This is a genomic window from Enterobacter cloacae complex sp. 394I7 (genome assembly GCF_057320345.1).
Genome location: NZ_JBXWCR010000007.1, coordinates 19,163 through 37,139, shown reverse-complemented (window position 1 = coordinate 37,139; position 17,977 = coordinate 19,163). Strand labels below are relative to the sequence as shown.

The 17,977-nt window shown below is 56.7% G+C and carries 16 protein-coding genes; 12 read left to right on the top strand and 4 right to left on the bottom strand.

The window, feature by feature from the left end; genetic code table 11:
• Positions 1-126: 126 nt before the first annotated feature.
• From aegA to AC2FAP_RS19590, 3 genes are all read left to right on the top strand, one after another.
• Complete coding sequence (aegA, locus tag AC2FAP_RS19600) at positions 127-2,103, top strand: formate-dependent uric acid utilization protein AegA (protein ID WP_151711842.1); 1,977 nt, start codon at positions 127-129, stop codon at positions 2,101-2,103.
• A 67-nt stretch (positions 2,104-2,170) separates the two neighbouring features.
• The gene (nudK, locus tag AC2FAP_RS19595; protein ID WP_020883075.1) at positions 2,171-2,761 is read left to right on the top strand and encodes a GDP-mannose pyrophosphatase NudK; all 591 of its coding nucleotides are present in this window, start codon (positions 2,171-2,173) and stop codon (positions 2,759-2,761) included.
• Positions 2,762-2,869: 108 nt separating this feature from the next.
• The gene (locus tag AC2FAP_RS19590) at positions 2,870-3,913 is read left to right on the top strand and encodes a DUF1176 domain-containing protein (protein ID WP_047955932.1); all 1,044 of its coding nucleotides are present in this window, start codon (positions 2,870-2,872) and stop codon (positions 3,911-3,913) included.
• On the opposite strand, the gene tkt is transcribed toward AC2FAP_RS19590, so the two are convergent.
• Both tkt and tal read right to left on the bottom strand, forming a co-directional pair.
• The gene (gene tkt, locus AC2FAP_RS19585) at positions 3,910-5,898 is read right to left on the bottom strand and encodes a transketolase (protein WP_020883077.1); all 1,989 of its coding nucleotides are present in this window, start codon (positions 5,896-5,898) and stop codon (positions 3,910-3,912) included. The genes AC2FAP_RS19590 and tkt overlap by 4 nt on opposite strands.
• 19 nt (positions 5,899-5,917) lie before the next feature.
• Complete coding sequence (tal, locus tag AC2FAP_RS19580; RefSeq protein WP_449541444.1) at positions 5,918-6,868, bottom strand: transaldolase; 951 nt, start codon at positions 6,866-6,868, stop codon at positions 5,918-5,920.
• Positions 6,869-7,158: 290 nt separating this feature from the next.
• On the opposite strand from tal, the gene maeB reads away from it, so the two are divergent.
• Positions 7,159-9,438: an NADP-dependent oxaloacetate-decarboxylating malate dehydrogenase gene (maeB, locus tag AC2FAP_RS19575; RefSeq protein ID WP_014171100.1), complete on the top strand. Its 2,280-nt coding sequence runs from the start codon at positions 7,159-7,161 to the stop codon at positions 9,436-9,438.
• Positions 9,439-9,456: 18 nt separating this feature from the next.
• Here maeB and hemF read toward each other — a convergent pair whose 3' ends face one another.
• Positions 9,457-10,356 carry an oxygen-dependent coproporphyrinogen oxidase gene (hemF, locus tag AC2FAP_RS19570; protein ID WP_025203494.1) on the bottom strand — a complete coding sequence of 300 codons (900 nt, stop codon included), beginning with the start codon at positions 10,354-10,356 and terminating at the stop codon, positions 9,457-9,459.
• On the bottom strand, positions 10,356-11,231 hold the full coding sequence (gene amiA, locus AC2FAP_RS19565) for an N-acetylmuramoyl-L-alanine amidase AmiA (RefSeq protein ID WP_014171098.1): 876 nt from the start codon (positions 11,229-11,231) through the stop codon (positions 10,356-10,358). Before amiA ends, hemF begins: the two co-directional genes overlap by 1 nt.
• Before the next feature lie 212 nt (positions 11,232-11,443).
• Between amiA and AC2FAP_RS19560 the strand changes: the two genes are divergently transcribed.
• From AC2FAP_RS19560 to cysA, 8 genes are all read left to right on the top strand, one after another.
• Positions 11,444-11,869: a GNAT family acetyltransferase gene (locus AC2FAP_RS19560; protein WP_020883079.1), complete on the top strand. Its 426-nt coding sequence runs from the start codon at positions 11,444-11,446 to the stop codon at positions 11,867-11,869.
• On the top strand, positions 11,856-12,305 hold the full coding sequence (locus tag AC2FAP_RS19555) for a DUF2919 domain-containing protein (RefSeq protein WP_014171096.1): 450 nt from the start codon (positions 11,856-11,858) through the stop codon (positions 12,303-12,305). Before AC2FAP_RS19560 ends, AC2FAP_RS19555 begins: the two co-directional genes overlap by 14 nt.
• 63 nt (positions 12,306-12,368) lie before the next feature.
• On the top strand, positions 12,369-12,944 hold the full coding sequence (locus tag AC2FAP_RS19550) for an RpoE-regulated lipoprotein (protein ID WP_044866813.1): 576 nt from the start codon (positions 12,369-12,371) through the stop codon (positions 12,942-12,944).
• Between the two features lie 92 nt (positions 12,945-13,036).
• Positions 13,037-13,936, top strand: a complete 900-nt coding sequence (locus AC2FAP_RS19545; RefSeq protein WP_333191242.1) for a Dyp-type peroxidase — start codon at positions 13,037-13,039, stop codon at positions 13,934-13,936.
• Between the two features lie 175 nt (positions 13,937-14,111).
• Positions 14,112-15,125, top strand: coding sequence for a thiosulfate/sulfate ABC transporter substrate-binding protein CysP (gene cysP, locus AC2FAP_RS19540; RefSeq protein ID WP_014171093.1), 1,014 nt, complete (start codon positions 14,112-14,114; stop codon positions 15,123-15,125).
• Positions 15,125-15,958 (top strand): sulfate/thiosulfate ABC transporter permease CysT, encoded by an 834-nt coding sequence (gene cysT, locus AC2FAP_RS19535; RefSeq protein WP_020883084.1) that lies wholly within the window; start codon positions 15,125-15,127, stop codon positions 15,956-15,958. The genes cysP and cysT overlap by 1 nt, the downstream gene beginning before the upstream one ends.
• Complete coding sequence (gene cysW / locus AC2FAP_RS19530) at positions 15,958-16,833, top strand: sulfate/thiosulfate ABC transporter permease CysW (protein ID WP_020883085.1); 876 nt, start codon at positions 15,958-15,960, stop codon at positions 16,831-16,833. The genes cysT and cysW overlap by 1 nt, the downstream gene beginning before the upstream one ends.
• A complete protein-coding gene (cysA, locus tag AC2FAP_RS19525) occupies positions 16,823-17,917 on the top strand; it encodes a sulfate/thiosulfate ABC transporter ATP-binding protein CysA (RefSeq protein WP_014171090.1) in 1,095 nt (364 codons plus the stop codon). Before cysW ends, cysA begins: the two co-directional genes overlap by 11 nt.
• Positions 17,918-17,977 lie beyond the last annotated feature (60 nt).

The window sequence follows — 17,977 nt, the reverse complement described above, 5'->3', positions numbered from 1 at the left end:
CTGCCACAGGTTCACTGGAAATAGTTTGGCATTCCGGGCAATTGAACATTGCCTGACGACGCTGTGATGAGTAAATACCATATTCATACAAAGAATAAGGTTATTGAACCAAAAACAGGTGTCGTTATGAATCGTTTTATTATGGCTAACAGCCAGCAATGTATTGGGTGCCATGCCTGCGAAGTTGCCTGCGTAATGGCGCATAATGATGAGCAACATGTCCTGAGCGAGCGCCATTTCCATCCCCGTATTACGGTCCTTAACTCTGGCGCGCAGAACAGCCCCGTCACCTGTCACCACTGTGAAAATGCCCCGTGTGCGCTCAGTTGCCCGAACGGCGCCATCAGCAAACGCGATGACAGCGTACAGGTGAATCAACAAAAATGCATCGGTTGTAAAGCCTGCGTGGTTGCCTGTCCCTTCGGCACGATGGAGATTATCGTTACGCCACTCGACAGCGGCGGTGCAAAAGCCTCGGCGTATAAATGCGATCTCTGCCTGACCCGCCCGCAGGGCCCGGCCTGTATCGAAAATTGCCCGGCAGATGTGCTGACGCTGGCGACGCCTGACGTGCTGGATAACCTGGCAAAATCGCGCCGTCAGCGCACCGCCAGGCTGGAGGCGCAGCCCTGGCACAGTGAGGCAGTCAGCGAGGAGATGGCACCCACCAAACTGCAGCAGATGCACAACACACCGCCACGCGGCGAGCCCGACAAACTGTCTGCCGAAGAGCGGGTTGGCCATTTCAATGAAATATACCTGCCGTTTCGGACCGAACAGGCCAGACGCGAGGCATCGCGCTGCCTGAAATGCGGAGAGCACAGCATATGTGAATGGACCTGCCCGCTGCACAACCACATTCCGCAGTGGATTGAACGGATTAACGCCGGTGACATCCTCGGCGCGGTCGAACTTTCTCATCAGACCAACTGTTTACCTGAAATTACCGGCCGGGTCTGCCCGCAGGACAGGTTATGTGAAGGTGCCTGCACCGTGCGCGATGCGTCAGGGTCGGTGACCATTGGCAACCTCGAGCGCTACATCTCGGACCAGGCGCTGGCGTTGGGCTGGCGACCGGATATGTCTGGCGTTTCTTCGGTGGGAAAACGCGTCGCGATTATCGGCGCGGGGCCTGCCGGGCTGGCATGCGCGGATGTGCTGGTGCGCAGCGGGGTGAGCGTGACGGTCTATGACAGGCATCCCGAAATCGGCGGCTTGCTGACATTCGGCATTCCGGCCTTTAAGCTGGATAAATCCCTGCTCGCACGACGCAGAGAGATTTTTACTGCGATGGGGGTTCACTTCGAGCTGAACTGCGACGTGGGCAGCGATGTGTCGTTGTCTCAGTTGCAAACAGATTACGACGCCCTGTTTATTGGCGTGGGAACCTATCGTTCGATGAAAGCGGGCATCCCCCATGAAGATGCGCCGGGTGTCTACGATGCGTTGCCGTTCCTGGTGGGGAACACGCGCCACGTCATGGGGCTGGACGCGACGGCCAACGAACCGTTTATCGACACCCGTGGGCTCAACGTGGTGGTGCTGGGCGGGGGGGATACCGCAATGGACTGCGTGCGCACCGCGTTACGTCACGGCGCGGCAAAAGTCACCTGCGCCTATCGCCGGGATGAAGCCAATATGCCGGGCTCGAAAAAAGAGGTGAAGAATGCGAAAGAAGAGGGAGCCGCATTTGAATTTAACGTCCAGCCCGTTGAATTGACCCTTGCTGCTGACGGCAAGGTTAACGGCATCCGGATGCTGCGCACCCGGATGGGAGAGCCGGATGCGCAGGGGCGTCGTCGACCCGTCCCGGTGGAGGGCAGCGAGTTTGTCATGCCGGCCGATGCGGTGATTATGGCTTTTGGCTTTAACCCACATGCCATGCCCTGGCTGGAGAGTCAGGGCGTCAACACCGATGACTGGGGGCGAATCATTGCCTCGGTGGAAAGCCGCTATCGTTACCAGACGTCTAACCCGCAAATTTTCGCCGGCGGTGATGCGGTGCGCGGCGCTGATCTGGTGGTGACGGCGATGGCGGAAGGGCGTCATGCGGCGCGGGGGATCCTCGACTGGCTTGAGGTCAGTGTGCCGAAAATGCACTAAACCAGGCGGGCGACAAAGCGGGTTTCACGGCGTACTATAGGAAGACTCATTGTGTCGTGGAGCCCGTATGACCCTGAAAATTGACGTTATCAAAGACAAAATCCTTTCTGAAAACTACTTTGTCCTGCGTAACATCACTTACGATTTAACCCGTAATAACGGTGAAGTGATCCGCCATAAACGCGAGGTTTATGACCGCGGCAATGGCGCCACCATTTTGCTCTATAACCGTGAAAAGCAGAGTGTGGTGCTGATCCGTCAGTTCAGGGTAGCAACATGGGTCAATGGCAACCCTGACGGCAGGTTGATTGAAACCTGTGCGGGCCTGCTTGATGACGACGAGCCGGAAGTGTGCATCCGCAAAGAGGCCGTCGAAGAGACTGGCTTTGAAGTGGGAGAGGTCAAAAAGGTCTTCGAGCTGTTTATGTCGCCTGGCGGCGTGACGGAAATCGTCCACTTCTTCATCGCGGAATACAGCGATGCGCAGCGTACTCACCGCGGCGGTGGCGTGGAAGATGAAGATATTGAAGTGCTGGAGTTGCCGTTTTCCCGGGCGCTGGAGATGATGCATGCCGGGGAAATCAGGGATGGTAAAGCTGTGATATTACTACAGTATCTTCAAACGACCGGGCTGATGAACGCCTCTTTCGAACGGTGATAGATTGTATTTCGGATAAATCTATCCGATAAATCCGATTGAGCAACCCGGGCGGGAACACGAAGATACAGCCCAGTTAAGCGTTTTCGTTCCGGGATTGTGCCATTCATGCGCTATTGCGTCTCTCTTCTCTGCCTGTTTTGCGTGCTCACCTCCTCGCAGGTGTGGGCTGCGCCTGCCCAGCAATTATTTTCTGACTGGCAGGTGACCTGCAATAACCAGAATTTTTGCCTCGCACGCAATACCGGTGAACACCGGGGGCTGGTCATGACACTCAGCCGCAGTGCCGGCGCGAAAACCGACGCTACGCTGCGTATCGATCTCGGCGGCCTTGCTGACCCTGCCGTGAAAGAAGCGGATATTGCGCCGCGGTTGTTGCTGGATAAGGTTCCTCTCAAGCTGGATCGGCAGCAGTGGCAGTTAACCCCGTGGCATCTGAAAAGTGATGATGCCGCCACCATCACGGCGTTTCTGAAAAATATCCAGGAAGGAAAAGCCCTGACCTTGCGCGGCGGTGACCAGGTTATCTCTCTGAACGGCCTGAAAGCCGCGCTGTTGTTTATTGACGCGCAGCAGAAACGTGTCGGGAGTGAAACGGCCTGGATTAAAAAAGGTGACGATCCGCCGTTAAGCGTGCCGCCTGCACCCGCCTTAAAAAAGGTGGCGGTAGTCAATCCGACGCCGACGCCGCTCTCCCACGCCGAATTGAACGACCTGCTGGATTATGGCACCTGGCGGATGAACAACAGCCAGTGCTCGCTCGATCCTAACCGCCGGGAAGTGCGCGTCACCGCGTTAACCGATGAAAAAGCATTGCTGATTATTAGCTGTGAGGCAGGGGCGTATAACACGGTCGATCTGGCCTGGCTGGTATCGCGCAAAAAACCGTTTTCTTCCCGCAGCGTAAGGCTGCGTCTGCCTTTCACCCCTGCAGACGATAGCAGTGAAATCGAATTGATGAATGCCCGCTTTGATGAGAAAACGCGCGAGCTGACTACGCTCGCGCTGGGGCGCGGTATTGGCGATTGTGGGGTCCAGACGCGCTGGCGTTTTGACGGCCAGCGTTTCCGCCTGGTGCGTTATGCAGAAGAGCCCAGCTGCGATAACTGGAATGGGCCAGATGCCTGGCCCACGTTGTGGATCACGCGCTAAATTACGCTCAGCGCCTTCTCAACCACATTCTCAACGGTAAAGCCAAAATACGGGAACAGCTTGTCGGCAGGCGCCGACTCGCCGTACCCACGCATCCCGACGATAGCACCTTTCAGCCCGACATATTTGTACCAGTAGTCGGCGATACCCGCCTCGACGGCCACACGGGCTGCGACGTTAGAGGGCAGGACCGATTCACGGTAGGCCTCATCCTGAGCATCAAAAATGTCGGTGGACGGCAGGGATACCACGCGTACCGCATGACCTTCGGCGGTCAGTTTTTCCGCAGCCTTCACGGTAATTTCCACCTCAGAACCGGTAGCAATCAGGATGACATCCGGTTTGCCGCCGCTGTCTTTCAGGATGTACCCGCCGCGGGCGATATTTTTTACCTGCTCCGGCGTGCGTTCAATCTGGGCCAGGTTTTGCCGCGACAGAATTAATGCCGTTGGCCCCGTGTGGCGCTCAACCGCCAGCTTCCAGCCAACCGCCGCTTCGACCTGATCGCACGGACGCCAGGTGCTGAAGTTTGGCGTCAAACGCAGGCTCGCCAGCTGCTCAACGGCCTGGTGCGTGGGACCGTCTTCACCCAGACCAATCGAATCGTGGGTGTAGACCATGATCTGCCGCGCTTTCATTAATGCCGCCATACGCGCCGCGTTACGGGCATACTCAACGAACATCAGGAATGTAGCAGTGTAGGGCACAAACCCGCCGTGATGGGCGATGCCGTTGGCAATGGCGGTCATCCCGAACTCACGCACCCCGTAGTGGATATAGTTCCCGGCAATATCCTCTTTCAGCGATTTTGAGCCAGACCAGATGGTTAGGTTACTTGGAGCCAGATCCGCGGAGCCGCCCAGCAGTTCGGGCAGGAGGGGGCCGATGGCGTTGAGCGTGTTTTGCGAGGCCTTACGGGTGGCAATTTTCGCCGGGTTAGACTGCAGATTTTCAATCAGCGCCTGGGTTTTCGCTTCCCAGTCCTCCGGCAGGCCACCGCTCATGCGGCGCGAGAATTCAGCGGCCAGTTCCGGGTGGGCTTTTTGATAGGCGGCAAATTTTTCATTCCACGCGTGCTGGGCTTTTTCACCCTCTTCGCGGGCGTCCCACTCGCGGTAGATCTCTTTCGGGATCTCAAACGGCGGGTATTTCCAGCCCAGTTTCTGCCGGGTCAGCGCCACTTCTTCTTCACCCAGCGCCGCGCCGTGGGCTTCCTCTTTACCCGCTTTGTTCGGTGAGCCGAAACCGATGGTGGTGCGACAGATGATCAGGGACGGTTTGTCCTTCACGCTTTGCGCTTCCTGAATCGCTTTTTTCACCGCTTCTGGGTCGTGGCCGTCAATTTCATGCACTACGTGCCAGTGGTAGGCCTCAAACCGTTTTGCCGTGTCGTCGGTAAACCAGCCTTTGGTCTCCCCGTCGATGGAGATACCGTTGTGATCGTAAAATCCGATCAGCTTGCCCAGCCCCAGCGTGCCCGCCAGCGAACAGACTTCGTGAGAAATCCCCTCCATCAGACAGCCGTCACCCATAAACACATAAGTGTAGTGATCGACAATCTCGTGGTCTGGCTGGTTAAACTGCGCCGCCAGCGTGCGTTCGGCAATCGCCAGCCCGACCGCGTTGGCTAACCCCTGGCCGAGCGGCCCGGTGGTGGTCTCCACACCCGGCGTATAGCCTATCTCCGGGTGGCCCGGCGTTTTTGAGTGCAGCTGGCGGAAGTTTTTTAACTCGGATAGCGGCAGGTCGTAGCCGGAAAGGTGCAGCAGGCTGTAGAGCAGCATGGAGGCGTGGCCGTTAGAGAGAATAAAACGGTCGCGATCGTACCAGCTGGGATCGTTCGGGTTGTGCTTCAGGAAATCATTCCACAGCACTTCGGCAATGTCAGCCATGCCCATGGGGGCGCCAGGGTGGCCGGAATTGGCTTTCTGCACGGCATCCATGCTGAGGGCGCGAATGGCATTGGCTAGCTCTTTACGGGACATAATTCACTCCGTGGCAAGGTTAAAGTTTGGCGGCAAGAAGATCTTCAAGTTTGCGCTGGTCGACGGCGAACAGGCGGATGCCTTCCGCCAGTTTTTCGACGGCCATTGCGTCCTGATTGTGCTCCCAGCGGAATTCCGCTTCGGTCATGGCTTTAGGTTTGGGGAGGACGGTTGATGTGGGCACCAGTTTGCGGATAACCGTCTCCTCTTTGTCCTGCAGCTCTTTAAGCAGGTTAGGGGAGATGGTCAGGCGGTCACAGCCTGCCAGGGCGAGGATCTGCTCGGTACGGCGGAAGCTGGCGCCCATCACGATGGTTTCGTAGCGGTGCTGTTTGTAATAGTCGTAGATATTACGCACCGATTTCACGCCCGGGTCCTCATCCACCACGTACGGATCCATCGGCTGTTTAGCCTGATACCAGTCATAGATTCGCCCGACGAACGGAGACACCAGGAAGACGCCGGCTTCGGCACAGGCGCGCGCCTGCGCAAAGGAGAACAGCAGCGTCAGGTTGCAATGGATCCCCTCTTTTTCCAGAACTTCCGCCGCGCGGATCCCTTCCCAGGTTGAGGCCAGCTTAATCAGAATGCGCGATTTATCGATGCCCTGCTCCTGGTAGAGCTCAACCAGGCCGCGGGCTTTTGTGATGCTCTTCTCCTGGTCGAAGGAGAGGCGGGCGTCCACTTCGGTAGAGACGCGTCCCGGGATGCTTTTCAGAATTTCCGCACCGAAATTAACGGCCAGCTTGTCGCTCGCTTCGGCGACCTGCTGCTCCTGTGTTTTACCGCGCTGTTTACCGTAGTCGATAGCGTCATCAATCAGATGACTAAAATGAGCAAGACCGGCCGCTTTGAGCAGCAGCGAAGGGTTAGTGGTCGCATCTTCGGGCTGATAGTGGCGAATCGACTCGATATCACCGCTGTCGGCGACCACGGTAGTGAATTGTTTGATGCCGTCTAGTTGGTTCATAAATAATTACTCCTTGGAAATAAAAGAGTTACTCGAGTGCGTTAGTTCACACTTCTGCGAAAATCATGATGGACTTAACAAAAAAGCATAGCAGACGGGGGAGGCATTGCTTTCTGAGACGGGTAACATGGCTGTTATAAATTGATAACAATTTTTATTCTGCAATGGTGAGAGTTTGGCAGCCTTCAAAGTTTATGTGGCTGCCTGCGGCGATACTAGGCGGCACACCAGGGTGTGCTTCAGGATCGCAAACGTCACCCTTTTGACCGATACGTGAAAGGAAAAATAAGATGGATGATCAGTTAAAACAGAGTGCTCTCGATTTCCACGAGTTCCCTGTCCCAGGTAAAATTCAGGTCTCCCCGACAAAACCGCTGGCGACTCAGCGCGATCTGGCGCTGGCCTACTCGCCCGGCGTCGCGGCGCCGTGCCTCGAAATCGAAAAAGATCCGCTGGCAGCCTATAAATACACCGCGCGTGGCAACCTGGTCGCCGTGATCTCTAACGGGACGGCGGTGCTGGGATTAGGCAATATTGGTGCGCTGGCCGGTAAGCCCGTGATGGAAGGCAAGGGCGTTCTGTTCAAGAAATTTGCCGGTATTGACGTGTTCGATATCGAAGTGGATGAGCTCGATCCTGATAAATTCATCAATGTGGTTGCCGCGCTGGAACCGACCTTCGGTGGGATCAACCTCGAAGACATCAAAGCGCCGGAATGTTTCTATATCGAGCAGAAACTGCGCGAGCGTATGAACATTCCCGTGTTCCATGATGACCAGCACGGTACCGCGATTATCAGCACCGCGGCCATTCTGAACGGTCTGCGTGTGGTTGAGAAAAATCTCTCTGACGTGCGTATGGTGGTCTCCGGTGCAGGCGCGGCGGCAATCGCCTGTATGAACCTGCTGGTGGCGCTGGGCATGCAGAAGCACAACATTGTGGTCTGCGACTCCAAAGGCGTTATCTACAAGGACCGTGAGCCGAACATGGCGGAAACCAAAGCGGCCTACGCGGTAGAAGACGACGGTAAACGCACGCTGGAGGACGTGATTGACGGCGCGGATATCTTCCTTGGCTGTTCAGGCCCGAAAGTGCTGACCCAGGAGATGGTGAAGAAAATGGCGCGTGCGCCAATGATTCTGGCGCTGGCAAACCCGGAACCGGAAATTCTGCCGCCGCTGGCAAAAGCCGTGCGTGAAGATGCCATTATCTGTACCGGTCGTTCCGATTACCCGAACCAGGTGAACAACGTTCTCTGCTTCCCGTTCATCTTCCGCGGGGCGCTGGACGTGGGCGCGACGGCGATCAACGAAGAGATGAAGCTCGCGGCCGTTCATGCCATTGCGGAACTGGCGCATGCCGAGCAGAGCGAAGTGGTCGCCTCGGCGTATGGTGACCAGGATCTGAGCTTTGGCCCGGACTACATCATTCCAAAACCATTCGACCCGCGTCTGATTGTCAAAATCGCCCCGGCGGTTGCTAAGGCGGCAATGGACTCCGGCGTGGCGACGCGCCCCATCAAAGATTTCGATGCTTACGTCGATAAGCTCACCGAGTTTGTCTACAAAACCAACCTGTTTATGAAGCCCATTTTCTCCCAGGCGCGTGCCGACGCGAAACGCGTGGTGCTGGCGGAAGGGGAAGAGGCGCGCGTTCTGCATGCCACGCAGGAGCTGATCACCTTAGGTCTGGCGAAGCCAATCCTGATCGGTCGTCCGAGCGTTATCGAGATGCGTATTCAGAAGCTGGGGCTGCAGATCAAAGCGGGTGTGGATTTTGAGATCGTTAATAACGAATCCGATCCGCGCTTTAAAGAGTACTGGAACGAATACTACGCGATCATGAAACGTCGCGGGATCACCCAGGAGCAGGCCCAAAAGGCCGTGATCAGCAACACCACGGTGATCGGGGCGATCATGGTCCACCGCGGTGAAGCGGATGCGTTGATCTGCGGCACGATCGGTGATTACCACGAGCACTTCAGCGTGGTGCAGGAGATCTTCGGCTATCGCGAAGGGGTCCACACCGCCGGGGCGATGAACGCGCTGCTGCTGCCAAGCGGCAACACCTTTATTGCCGACACCTACGTTAACGACGATCCGAGCCCGGAAGAGCTGGCGGAGATCACCGTGATGGCGGCAGAAACCGTGCGTCGCTTTGGGATTGAACCGAAGGTAGCGCTGCTGTCGCACTCCAACTTCGGTTCGTCGAAATCAGCGGCGGCGTGCAAAATGCGCCAGACGCTGGAGCTGGTTCGCCAGCGTGCGCCGGAACTGATGATTGACGGCGAGATGCACGGTGATGCTGCGCTGGTGGAGAGCATTCGTAACGAACGCATGCCGGACAGCCCGCTGAAAGGTTCTGCAAACGTGCTGATTATGCCGAACGTGGAAGCGGCCCGCATCAGCTACAACCTGCTGCGTGTCTCCAGCTCTGAAGGGGTCACCGTAGGACCGGTACTGATGGGCGTGGCGAAGCCAGTGCACGTGTTGACGCCGATTGCTTCGGTGCGTCGTATCGTGAATATGGTGGCACTGGCGGTGGTTGAAGCGCAGACGCAGCCGCTGTAAGCGCTGCGCCTGCCGGTATTACACCCAGTCCCGAATCGTAATAAAGTCTTTCAGGGCAGCCTCCGGGCTGCCTTCTTTTGGTTCGTAGCTGTACTCCCAGCGAACCAGCGGCGGCATCGACATCAAAATGGACTCCGTGCGCCCGCCGGTCTGCAGGCCAAACAGCGTACCGCGATCCCATACCAGGTTGAACTCTACGTAGCGCCCGCGGCGGTAAAGCTGGAACTCGCGCTCGCGCACGCCGTAGTCGGTATCTTTACGCCGCGCCACGATCGGCAGATAGGCCCCGGTATACCCTTCACCTACCGCCCGCATAAAGCTGAATGCGGTATCAAAATCTGGCGTGTTGAGATCGTCAAAGAACAGCCCGCCAATGCCGCGCTGCTCATCACGGTGCTTCAGATAAAAATAGTCATCGCACCATTTTTTAAATTTCGGGTAGATGTCGTCCCCAAACGGCTGACAGAGATCGCGTGCGGTGGTGTGCCAGTGCACGGCATCTTCTTCAAACCCGTAGTAGGGCGTTAAGTCAAAACCGCCGCCAAACCACCAGACCGGATCGGCCCCGGGTTTTTCAGCAATGAAAAAGCGCACGTTGGCATGGCTGGTCGGCACATACGGGTTGTGCGGATGAACCACCAGCGATACGCCCATTGCTTCGAAGCTGCGGCCTGCCAGTTCTGGTCGATGAGCCGTGGCGGAAGCGGGCATCGCGTCTCCGTGGACGTGGGAAAAATTGACGCCAGCCTGCTCAAAGATGCCGCCGTTACGCAGCACGCGGCTGCGTCCGCCGCCACCGGCTTCGCGCTGCCAGCTATCTTCCTGAAATTCACCGCCATCTGCGGCGGCCAGTTTCTGGCAAATCTCATCCTGCAGCTGCAGCAGGAATGTTTTTACCAGCTGTGCATTGGGTTTCATCAACGTTTCCTGGAGTGCGCTTTCTGGTTATCGAACCAGTTGAAGTAACTGATTATGCCTGAGGCGATGGCGTTGGCGATCTTCTGGCGAAACGCGGTGGTGCCGAGCAGGCGTTCCTCCTCCGGGTTGGTGATGAACGACGTCTCCACCAGCACGGACGGAATTGACGGCGACTTAAGCACCACGAACGCCGCCTGTTCGGTGCTCCTGCTGTGCAGGCGATGCACCGGTTTAATCTTCTTCAGAATATGCGAGCCGAGCGTCAGGCTGTTTTTAATGGTGTCCGTCTGAACGAGGTCAAACAGCACCTGCTGTAACAGATGATCTTTGTCGGTGGCTTTTTTCCCCGCAACTTCATCCGCCCGGTTTTCACGATCGGAGAGATATTTCGCCATGGCGCTACTCGCCCCACGGTTGGAGAGGGCGAACACCGAAGCCCCCGCCGCCGACGGGTTGGTAAAACCGTCCGCGTGAATCGACATAAACAGATCGGCACCGTGCTGGTGGGCGATCTCTACGCGGTCGTACAGCGGAATAAACGTGTCGCCAGAACGCGTCAGGCGGGCGTCAATGCCATTGCTGCGTAAAATTGCGCGCACATTTTTTGCAATCGCTAACACGACATGCTTTTCTTTCGCACCGTTTTTACCAATAGCGCCGGTATCAATTCCGCCGTGACCGGGGTCCAGCATGACCAGACGCTTCGCGCCCGGCTTTTTCGATTTCGGTTTACTGTGTCCGTTACTGGTTTTGAGCGTGCTCTCTTCTTTAGCCTGAGCCTGCTGTGCGATGCCCGTTAACGTTAAGGCCGCCAGCCCCGCTTTGAGAACCTGACGACGCGATGTGAGTGCTTTTAATGGTTTGAATGTGCTCATGCGGCCTGAATTGTAAAAATTGGGGTCCTGGTGTTATATCGTATCGTGATTAGCGTTACGACAGTCCTTATTGAGAATTGTTTTACTTTTCATTTCAATACGTGACAAAGTGACATTATGCCAAATTTTGGCGAGTTTTTCCCCGGTTATTGGCTAAACGCGATGTTCACGCCATAATCACTGTTTTTAAAACCGAAAAGGCGGTTAATACCATGGAGATACGCGTTTTTCGCCAGGAAGATTTCGAAGAGGTGATCACCCTTTGGGAGCGCTGCGATCTGCTGCGTCCGTGGAACGATCCGGAAATGGATATTGAACGTAAGTTGAATCACGACGTCAGTCTGTTTCTGGTGGCAGAAGTCAACGGCGAGGTGGTGGGAACAGTGATGGGCGGGTACGACGGCCATCGCGGCTCGGCCTATTATCTGGGTGTGCACCCGGAATTTCGTGCGCGCGGCATCGCCAATGCGCTGCTCAATCGGCTGGAAAAGAAACTGATTGCCCGCGGCTGCCCGAAGATTCAGATCATGGTGCGGGAAGATAACGACGTGGTGCTGGGCATGTATGAACGCCTGGGTTATGAACACGCGGACGTACTGAGCTTAGGTAAGCGCCTGATAGAAGATGAAGAGTACTGAGATCCATCCGGCAGATTATGATGCGCAAGGGCGTGTCAGGCTGCCCTTTTTGTTCTGGTGCGTTCTGCTGCTGCAGGCCCGTACATGGGTGCTGTTTGTGATGGCCGCCGCGTCGCGCGGGCAGGGCGATACGCTTCTGACACTCTTCTATCCCGATCACGATGCCTTCTGGCTCGGCTTGCTGCCGGGCGTGCCGGCAGTGATGGCGTTTTTATGCAGCGGGCGACGGCATACGATCCCGCGCCTGTGGGGTGCGCTTCGCTGGCTGCTGATCCTCGCTCAGCTTGCGCTGCTCGTCTGGCAACCGGTGCTCTGGTGGGGCGGTGAACCGCTTACGGGGATCGGTATTGCGCTGGTCGTGGCGGATATCGTGGCGCTGCTGTGGCTGCTGACGAATCCCCGCCTTCGCGCCTGTTTTACGCATCAGGAAGATTAACTTGGCACTTTTTGCCGATACCGCACTCCAACAAGCGTTGATTTAACACGTAAGGACGTTTCAATGAAATCGCTGCGTTTACTTTTATGCGCTCTCCCGCTGGCGTTAACCGGCTGTTCAACGCTCTCATCAATTAACTGGTCTGCGGCCTATCCGTGGAACTGGTTTGGCTCTTCAACGGAAGTGACCGAGCAGGGCGTGGGGAAAATTACCGCCGCGACGGCACTGGATCAGGACACCCTTCAGGATGCTCTGGGTGGCGGTTATCGCCTGCGCAGCGGCATGAAAACAGAAAACGGCAATATCGTGCGTTATTTCGAAGCGCTGAAGGGTGACACGCTGGCGCTGGTGATTAACGGTGATAAAGGCACGGTAAACCGCATTGCTGTGATGGACGACGACATCCCAACCGAAAGCGGTGTGAAAGTGGGAACCCCGTTTAGCGAACTCTATAAACAGGCCTTCGGCAACTGCACCAGTGCCCCGTCTGACGACGGCGTGGCGGTGGAATGTAAAGCGCAGGGCAGCCAGCATATCAGCTATCTCTTCACCGGTACCTGGAGTGGTCCGGAAGGTTTAATGCCATCTGACGACACGCTGAAAAGCTGGAAAGTGAGCAAAATTATCTGGAAGCAGTAATTTGCGCCTGGACAAACCGTCTCGCTGAAATACGGGTATAATAGCCGCCATCAATGCCACGCTGACGTGGCATCTTTATTTCAGGAGGAGCGATGTCTCAGGTTCAGAGTGGCATTTTGCCAGAACATTGCCGCGCGGCGATTTGGATTGAAGCCAATGTTAAAGGGGATGTGGATGCCCTGCGTGCGGCCAGTAAAGCGTTCGTTGATAAGCTGGCCACCTTCCAGGCCAAATTCCCGGACGCCCACCTGGGCGCGGTCGTTGCCTTTGGTCATAACGTCTGGCGTCAACTGAGCGGTGGCGAAGGCGCCGAAGAGCTGAAGGATTTTATCCCTTACGGTAAAGGCCTGGCACCCGCAACGCAGTTCGACGTGCTGATCCACATTCTCTCGCTGCGTCATGATGTGAACTTCTCCGTTGCCCAGGCGGCGGTTGCGGCTTTTGGTGACAGCATTGACGTTCAGGAAGAGACCCACGGTTTCCGTTGGGTGGAAGAACGCGACCTGAGCGGCTTCGTTGACGGAACTGAAAACCCGGCGGGTGAAGAGACGCGTCGTGAAGTGGCGGTAATCAAAGACGGCGTCGACGCGGGCGGCAGCTATGTGTTCGTCCAGCGCTGGGAGCACAACCTCAAGCAGCTGAACCGCATGAGCGTGCATGACCAGGAGATGATGATTGGCCGTACGAAAGAGGCCAACGAAGAGATCGACGGCGATGCCCGTCCTGTCACCTCTCACCTGAGCCGCGTTGACCTCAAGGAAGACGGGAAAGGTCTGAAGATTGTTCGCCAGAGCCTGCCATACGGCACAGCAAGCGGTACCCACGGTCTTTACTTCTGTGCGTACTGCGCGCGCCTGCATAACATCGAACAGCAGCTGCTGAGCATGTTTGGCGATACCGACGGCAAGCGTGATGCCATGCTGCGCTTCACCAAACCGGTGACCGGCGGCTACTACTTCGCTCCGTCCGTCGAGCGTTTGCTGGCGCTGTAAGTGCTTTCCACCCTCTCCCGCACGGAGAGGACTGGGGTGCGGACCACGACGGGCTGCACCCTTATTCTCTTTTCTGCTTGTAAATCACCAAACGGTATATAAAACCGTTACTCCTTTCGTCCTCGTTATAAATATTATGACTATAAGATAGTCATCACATTTATAAGGGTGCGCAATGGCCGTTACTGTACTGAAAAAAGGATCGCTGGCACTGGCAGGTTTGCTGCTGGTGGCACAGGCGCAGGCTACTGAGCTGCTGAACAGTTCGTATGATGTTTCCCGCGAGCTGTTTGCCGCCCTTAACCCACCGTTTGAACAGCAGTGGGCGAAAGACAACAACGGCGACAAGCTGACCATTAAACAGTCACACGCAGGGTCGTCCAAGCAGGCGCTGGCCATTCTCCAGGGGCTGAAAGCGGATGTGGTGACCTATAACCAGGTCACTGACGTGCAGATCCTGCACGACAAAGGCAAACTGATCGCCGCTGACTGGCAGAGTCGTTTGCCGAACAACAGCTCGCCGTTCTATTCCACCATGGGTTTCCTGGTGCGTAAGGGCAACCCGAAAAATATCCACGACTGGAATGACCTGGTGCGTTCCGACGTGAAGCTGATTTTCCCGAATCCAAAAACCTCCGGTAACGCGCGCTATACCTATCTGGCAGCGTGGGGCGCGGCGGACAAAGCTGACGGTAACGATAAAGCGAAAACCGAGCAGTTCATGACCCAGTTCCTGAAAAACGTCGAGGTGTTTGATACCGGCGGTCGCGGCGCGACCACGACCTTTGCAGAGCGCGGCCTGGGCGATGTGCTGATCAGCTTTGAGTCGGAAGTGAATAATATCCGCAAACAGTACGAGGCGCAGGGTTTCGAGGTCGTTATCCCGAAAACCAATATCCTCGCCGAGTTCCCGGTAGCGTGGGTAGATAAAAACGTGCAGTCCAACGGCACAGAGAAAGCGGCAAAAGCTTACCTCAACTACCTGTACAGCCCACAGGCGCAGACGATCATTACCGATTACTACTACCGCGTGAATAACCCGGATGTGATGAACAAACTGAAGGATAAATTCCCGCAGACCGAGCTGTTCCGCGTGGAAGACCATTTCGGCTCCTGGCCTGATGTCATGAAAACGCATTTTGCCAGCGGCGGTGAGTTAGACAAATTGCTGGCGGCGGGGCGTAAGTAATGTTTGCAGTCTCTACCAGACGCGTGCTGCCGGGCTTTACCTTAAGCCTCGGGACCAGCCTGCTGTTCGTCTGCCTGATCTTATTGTTACCGCTCAGCGCGCTGGTGATGCAGCTTGCGCAAATGAGCTGGGCGCAGTACTGGGAAGTGATAACCAACCCGCAGGTCGTCGCAGCCTATAAGGTGACGCTGCTGTCGGCGTTTGTGGCGTCCATTTTTAACGGGGCCTTTGGCCTGCTGATGGCGTGGATCTTAACCCGCTACCGTTTCCCGGGCCGTACGCTGCTCGACGCGTTAATGGACCTGCCGTTTGCGCTGCCGACGGCGGTGGCGGGGTTAACCCTCGCCTCGCTCTTTTCCGTGAACGGGTTTTACGGTGAGTGGCTGGCAAAACTTGATATCAAAGTGACCTATACCTGGCTCGGTATCGCGGTCGCGATGGCCTTTACCAGCATTCCTTTTGTTGTACGCACCGTGCAGCCAGTGCTCGAAGAGTTAGGTCCTGAATACGAAGAAGCGGCGGAAACGCTGGGTGCCACGCGCTGGCAGAGCTTCCGCAAGGTCGTCCTGCCTGAGCTTTCTCCGGCGCTGCTGGCCGGTATCGCGCTGTCGTTTACCCGTAGCCTCGGTGAGTTCGGCGCGGTTATTTTCATTGCCGGGAACATTGCGTGGAAAACCGAAGTCACCTCGCTGATGATTTTTATCCGCTTGCAGGAGTTTGATTATCCGGCGGCGAGCGCGATTGCCTCGGTCATTCTTGCCGCATCGCTGCTGCTGCTCTACTCAATTAACACTCTGCAAAGTCGCTTTGGTCGACGCGTGGTAGGTCACTGATGGCGGAAGTTACTCAATTGAAGCGATACGACGCTCCCCGTATCAACTGGGGAAAATGGTTTCTGATTGGTACGGGCGTGCTGGTGTCCGCCTTCATTCTCGTCGTGCCGACGATTTATATTTTTGTTCAGGCGTTCAGCAAGGGGTTGATGCCCGCGCTGGAAAACCTGGCGAACCCGGATATGCTGCACGCCATCTGGCTGACCGTACTGATTGCGCTTATCACGGTGCCGGTCAACCTGGTGTTCGGTACGCTGCTGGCCTGGCTGGTCACGCGCTTTAACTTCCCGGGACGTCAGCTGCTGCTGACCCTGCTGGATATCCCGTTTGCCGTGTCGCCGGTAGTGGCCGGTCTGGTGTATCTGCTCTTCTACGGCTCTAACGGCCCGCTGGGCGGCTGGCTGGATGAACATAACCTGCAGGTCATGTTCGCCTGGCCGGGCATGGTGCTGGTCACGGTGTTTGTAACCTGTCCGTTTGTGGTGCGTGAACTGGTCCCGGTGATGTTAAGCCAGGGCAGCAACGAAGATGAAGCGGCAATTCTGCTGGGCGCATCCGGCTGGCAGATGTTCCGCCGCGTGACGCTGCCGAATATTCGCTGGGCGCTGCTCTACGGCGTCGTGCTGACCAATGCCCGCGCCATTGGCGAGTTCGGTGCAGTTTCGGTCGTCTCGGGCTCCATCCGCGGCGAAACGCTGTCGTTACCGTTACAGATTGAATTACTGGAACAGGACTACAACACCGTCGGTTCCTTTACTGCCGCAGCGTTACTGACGCTGATGGCGATTTTGACCCTGTTTTTGAAGAGTGTGGTGCAGTGGCGTTTAGAGAACCAGGAAAAACGTCAGCACCAGGAGGGAAATCATGAGCATTGAGATTGCCAATATTAAGAAGTCTTTTGGTCGCACCCAGGTGCTGAATGATATCTCGCTGGATATCCCTTCCGGACAAATGGTGGCACTGCTCGGGCCGTCTGGCTCGGGTAAAACCACGCTGCTGCGCATTATCGCCGGGCTTGAGCATCAGACCAGCGGACATATTCGTTTTCACGGTACCGACGTAAGCCGTTTGCACGCCCGCGACCGAAAAGTGGGCTTTGTGTTCCAGCATTACGCGCTGTTCCGCCATATGACCGTGTTCGATAACATCGCTTTCGGTCTGACCGTGCTGCCTCGCCGCGAGCGTCCGGATGCGGCCACCATCAAAGCGAAAGTGACCAAACTGCTGGAGATGGTACAGCTTGCGCATCTGGCTGACCGCTTCCCGGCGCAGCTTTCTGGCGGCCAGAAGCAGCGCGTCGCGCTGGCGCGGGCCCTGGCCGTTGAGCCGCAAATTCTGCTGCTGGATGAGCCGTTTGGCGCGCTGGATGCGCAGGTGCGTAAAGAGTTACGCCGCTGGCTGCGTCAGCTGCATGAAGAGCTGAAGTTCACCAGCGTCTTCGTCACCCACGATCAGGAAGAGGCGATGGAAGTCGCGGACCGCGTGGTGGTGATGAGTCAGGGGAACATCGAGCAGGTTGATGAGCCAGAGCAGCTCTGGCGTGAACCGGCGACCCGATTTGTCCTCGAGTTTATGGGCGAAGTTAACCGGCTGCAGGGCACCATCCGCGGTGGGCAATTCCACGTGGGCGCACACCGCTGGCCGCTGGGATACACCTCCGCACATCAGGGGCCGGTCGATCTGTTCCTGCGTCCCTGGGAAGTGGACGTGAGCCGCCGGACGAGTCTGGATTCACCGCTGCCGGTGCAGGTGCTGGAAGCTAGCCCTAAAGGGCACTACACCCAATTGGTGGTACAGCCGCTGGGCTGGTATACCGAGCCGCTGACGGTAGTGATGCGTGATGACGAGCCGCCGTACCGGGGCGAACGCCTGTTTGTTGGGCTGCAGCATGCCCGTATTTATCATGGCAATGAGCGCATAGAGACGCGCGAGGATATTGCTCTGGCGGAGTCAGCCTGATAGGTTAATGACACGTAGTTTGGCCGGAGGCGCTGCGCTTAGCCGGTCTGGAATATGATC

Excerpts from the sequence above, each read along its gene's own strand:
- aegA (WP_151711842.1), top strand. The coding sequence starts at position 127 with ATGAATCGTTTTATTATGGCTAACAGCCAGCAATGTATTGGGTGCCAT.
- nudK (WP_020883075.1), top strand. The coding sequence starts at position 2,171 with ATGACCCTGAAAATTGACGTTATCAAAGACAAAATCCTTTCTGAAAAC.
- AC2FAP_RS19590 (WP_047955932.1), top strand. The coding sequence starts at position 2,870 with ATGCGCTATTGCGTCTCTCTTCTCTGCCTGTTTTGCGTGCTCACCTCC.
- tkt (WP_020883077.1), bottom strand. The coding sequence starts at position 5,898 with ATGTCCCGTAAAGAGCTAGCCAATGCCATTCGCGCCCTCAGCATGGAT.
- tal (WP_449541444.1), bottom strand. The coding sequence starts at position 6,868 with ATGAACCAACTAGACGGCATCAAACAATTCACTACCGTGGTCGCCGAC.
- maeB (WP_014171100.1), top strand. The coding sequence starts at position 7,159 with ATGGATGATCAGTTAAAACAGAGTGCTCTCGATTTCCACGAGTTCCCT.
- hemF (WP_025203494.1), bottom strand. The coding sequence starts at position 10,356 with ATGAAACCCAATGCACAGCTGGTAAAAACATTCCTGCTGCAGCTGCAG.
- amiA (WP_014171098.1), bottom strand. The coding sequence starts at position 11,231 with ATGAGCACATTCAAACCATTAAAAGCACTCACATCGCGTCGTCAGGTT.
- AC2FAP_RS19560 (WP_020883079.1), top strand. The coding sequence starts at position 11,444 with ATGGAGATACGCGTTTTTCGCCAGGAAGATTTCGAAGAGGTGATCACC.
- AC2FAP_RS19555 (WP_014171096.1), top strand. The coding sequence starts at position 11,856 with ATGAAGAGTACTGAGATCCATCCGGCAGATTATGATGCGCAAGGGCGT.
- AC2FAP_RS19550 (WP_044866813.1), top strand. The coding sequence starts at position 12,369 with ATGAAATCGCTGCGTTTACTTTTATGCGCTCTCCCGCTGGCGTTAACC.
- AC2FAP_RS19545 (WP_333191242.1), top strand. The coding sequence starts at position 13,037 with ATGTCTCAGGTTCAGAGTGGCATTTTGCCAGAACATTGCCGCGCGGCG.
- cysP (WP_014171093.1), top strand. The coding sequence starts at position 14,112 with ATGGCCGTTACTGTACTGAAAAAAGGATCGCTGGCACTGGCAGGTTTG.
- cysT (WP_020883084.1), top strand. The coding sequence starts at position 15,125 with ATGTTTGCAGTCTCTACCAGACGCGTGCTGCCGGGCTTTACCTTAAGC.
- cysW (WP_020883085.1), top strand. The coding sequence starts at position 15,958 with ATGGCGGAAGTTACTCAATTGAAGCGATACGACGCTCCCCGTATCAAC.
- cysA (WP_014171090.1), top strand. The coding sequence starts at position 16,823 with ATGAGCATTGAGATTGCCAATATTAAGAAGTCTTTTGGTCGCACCCAG.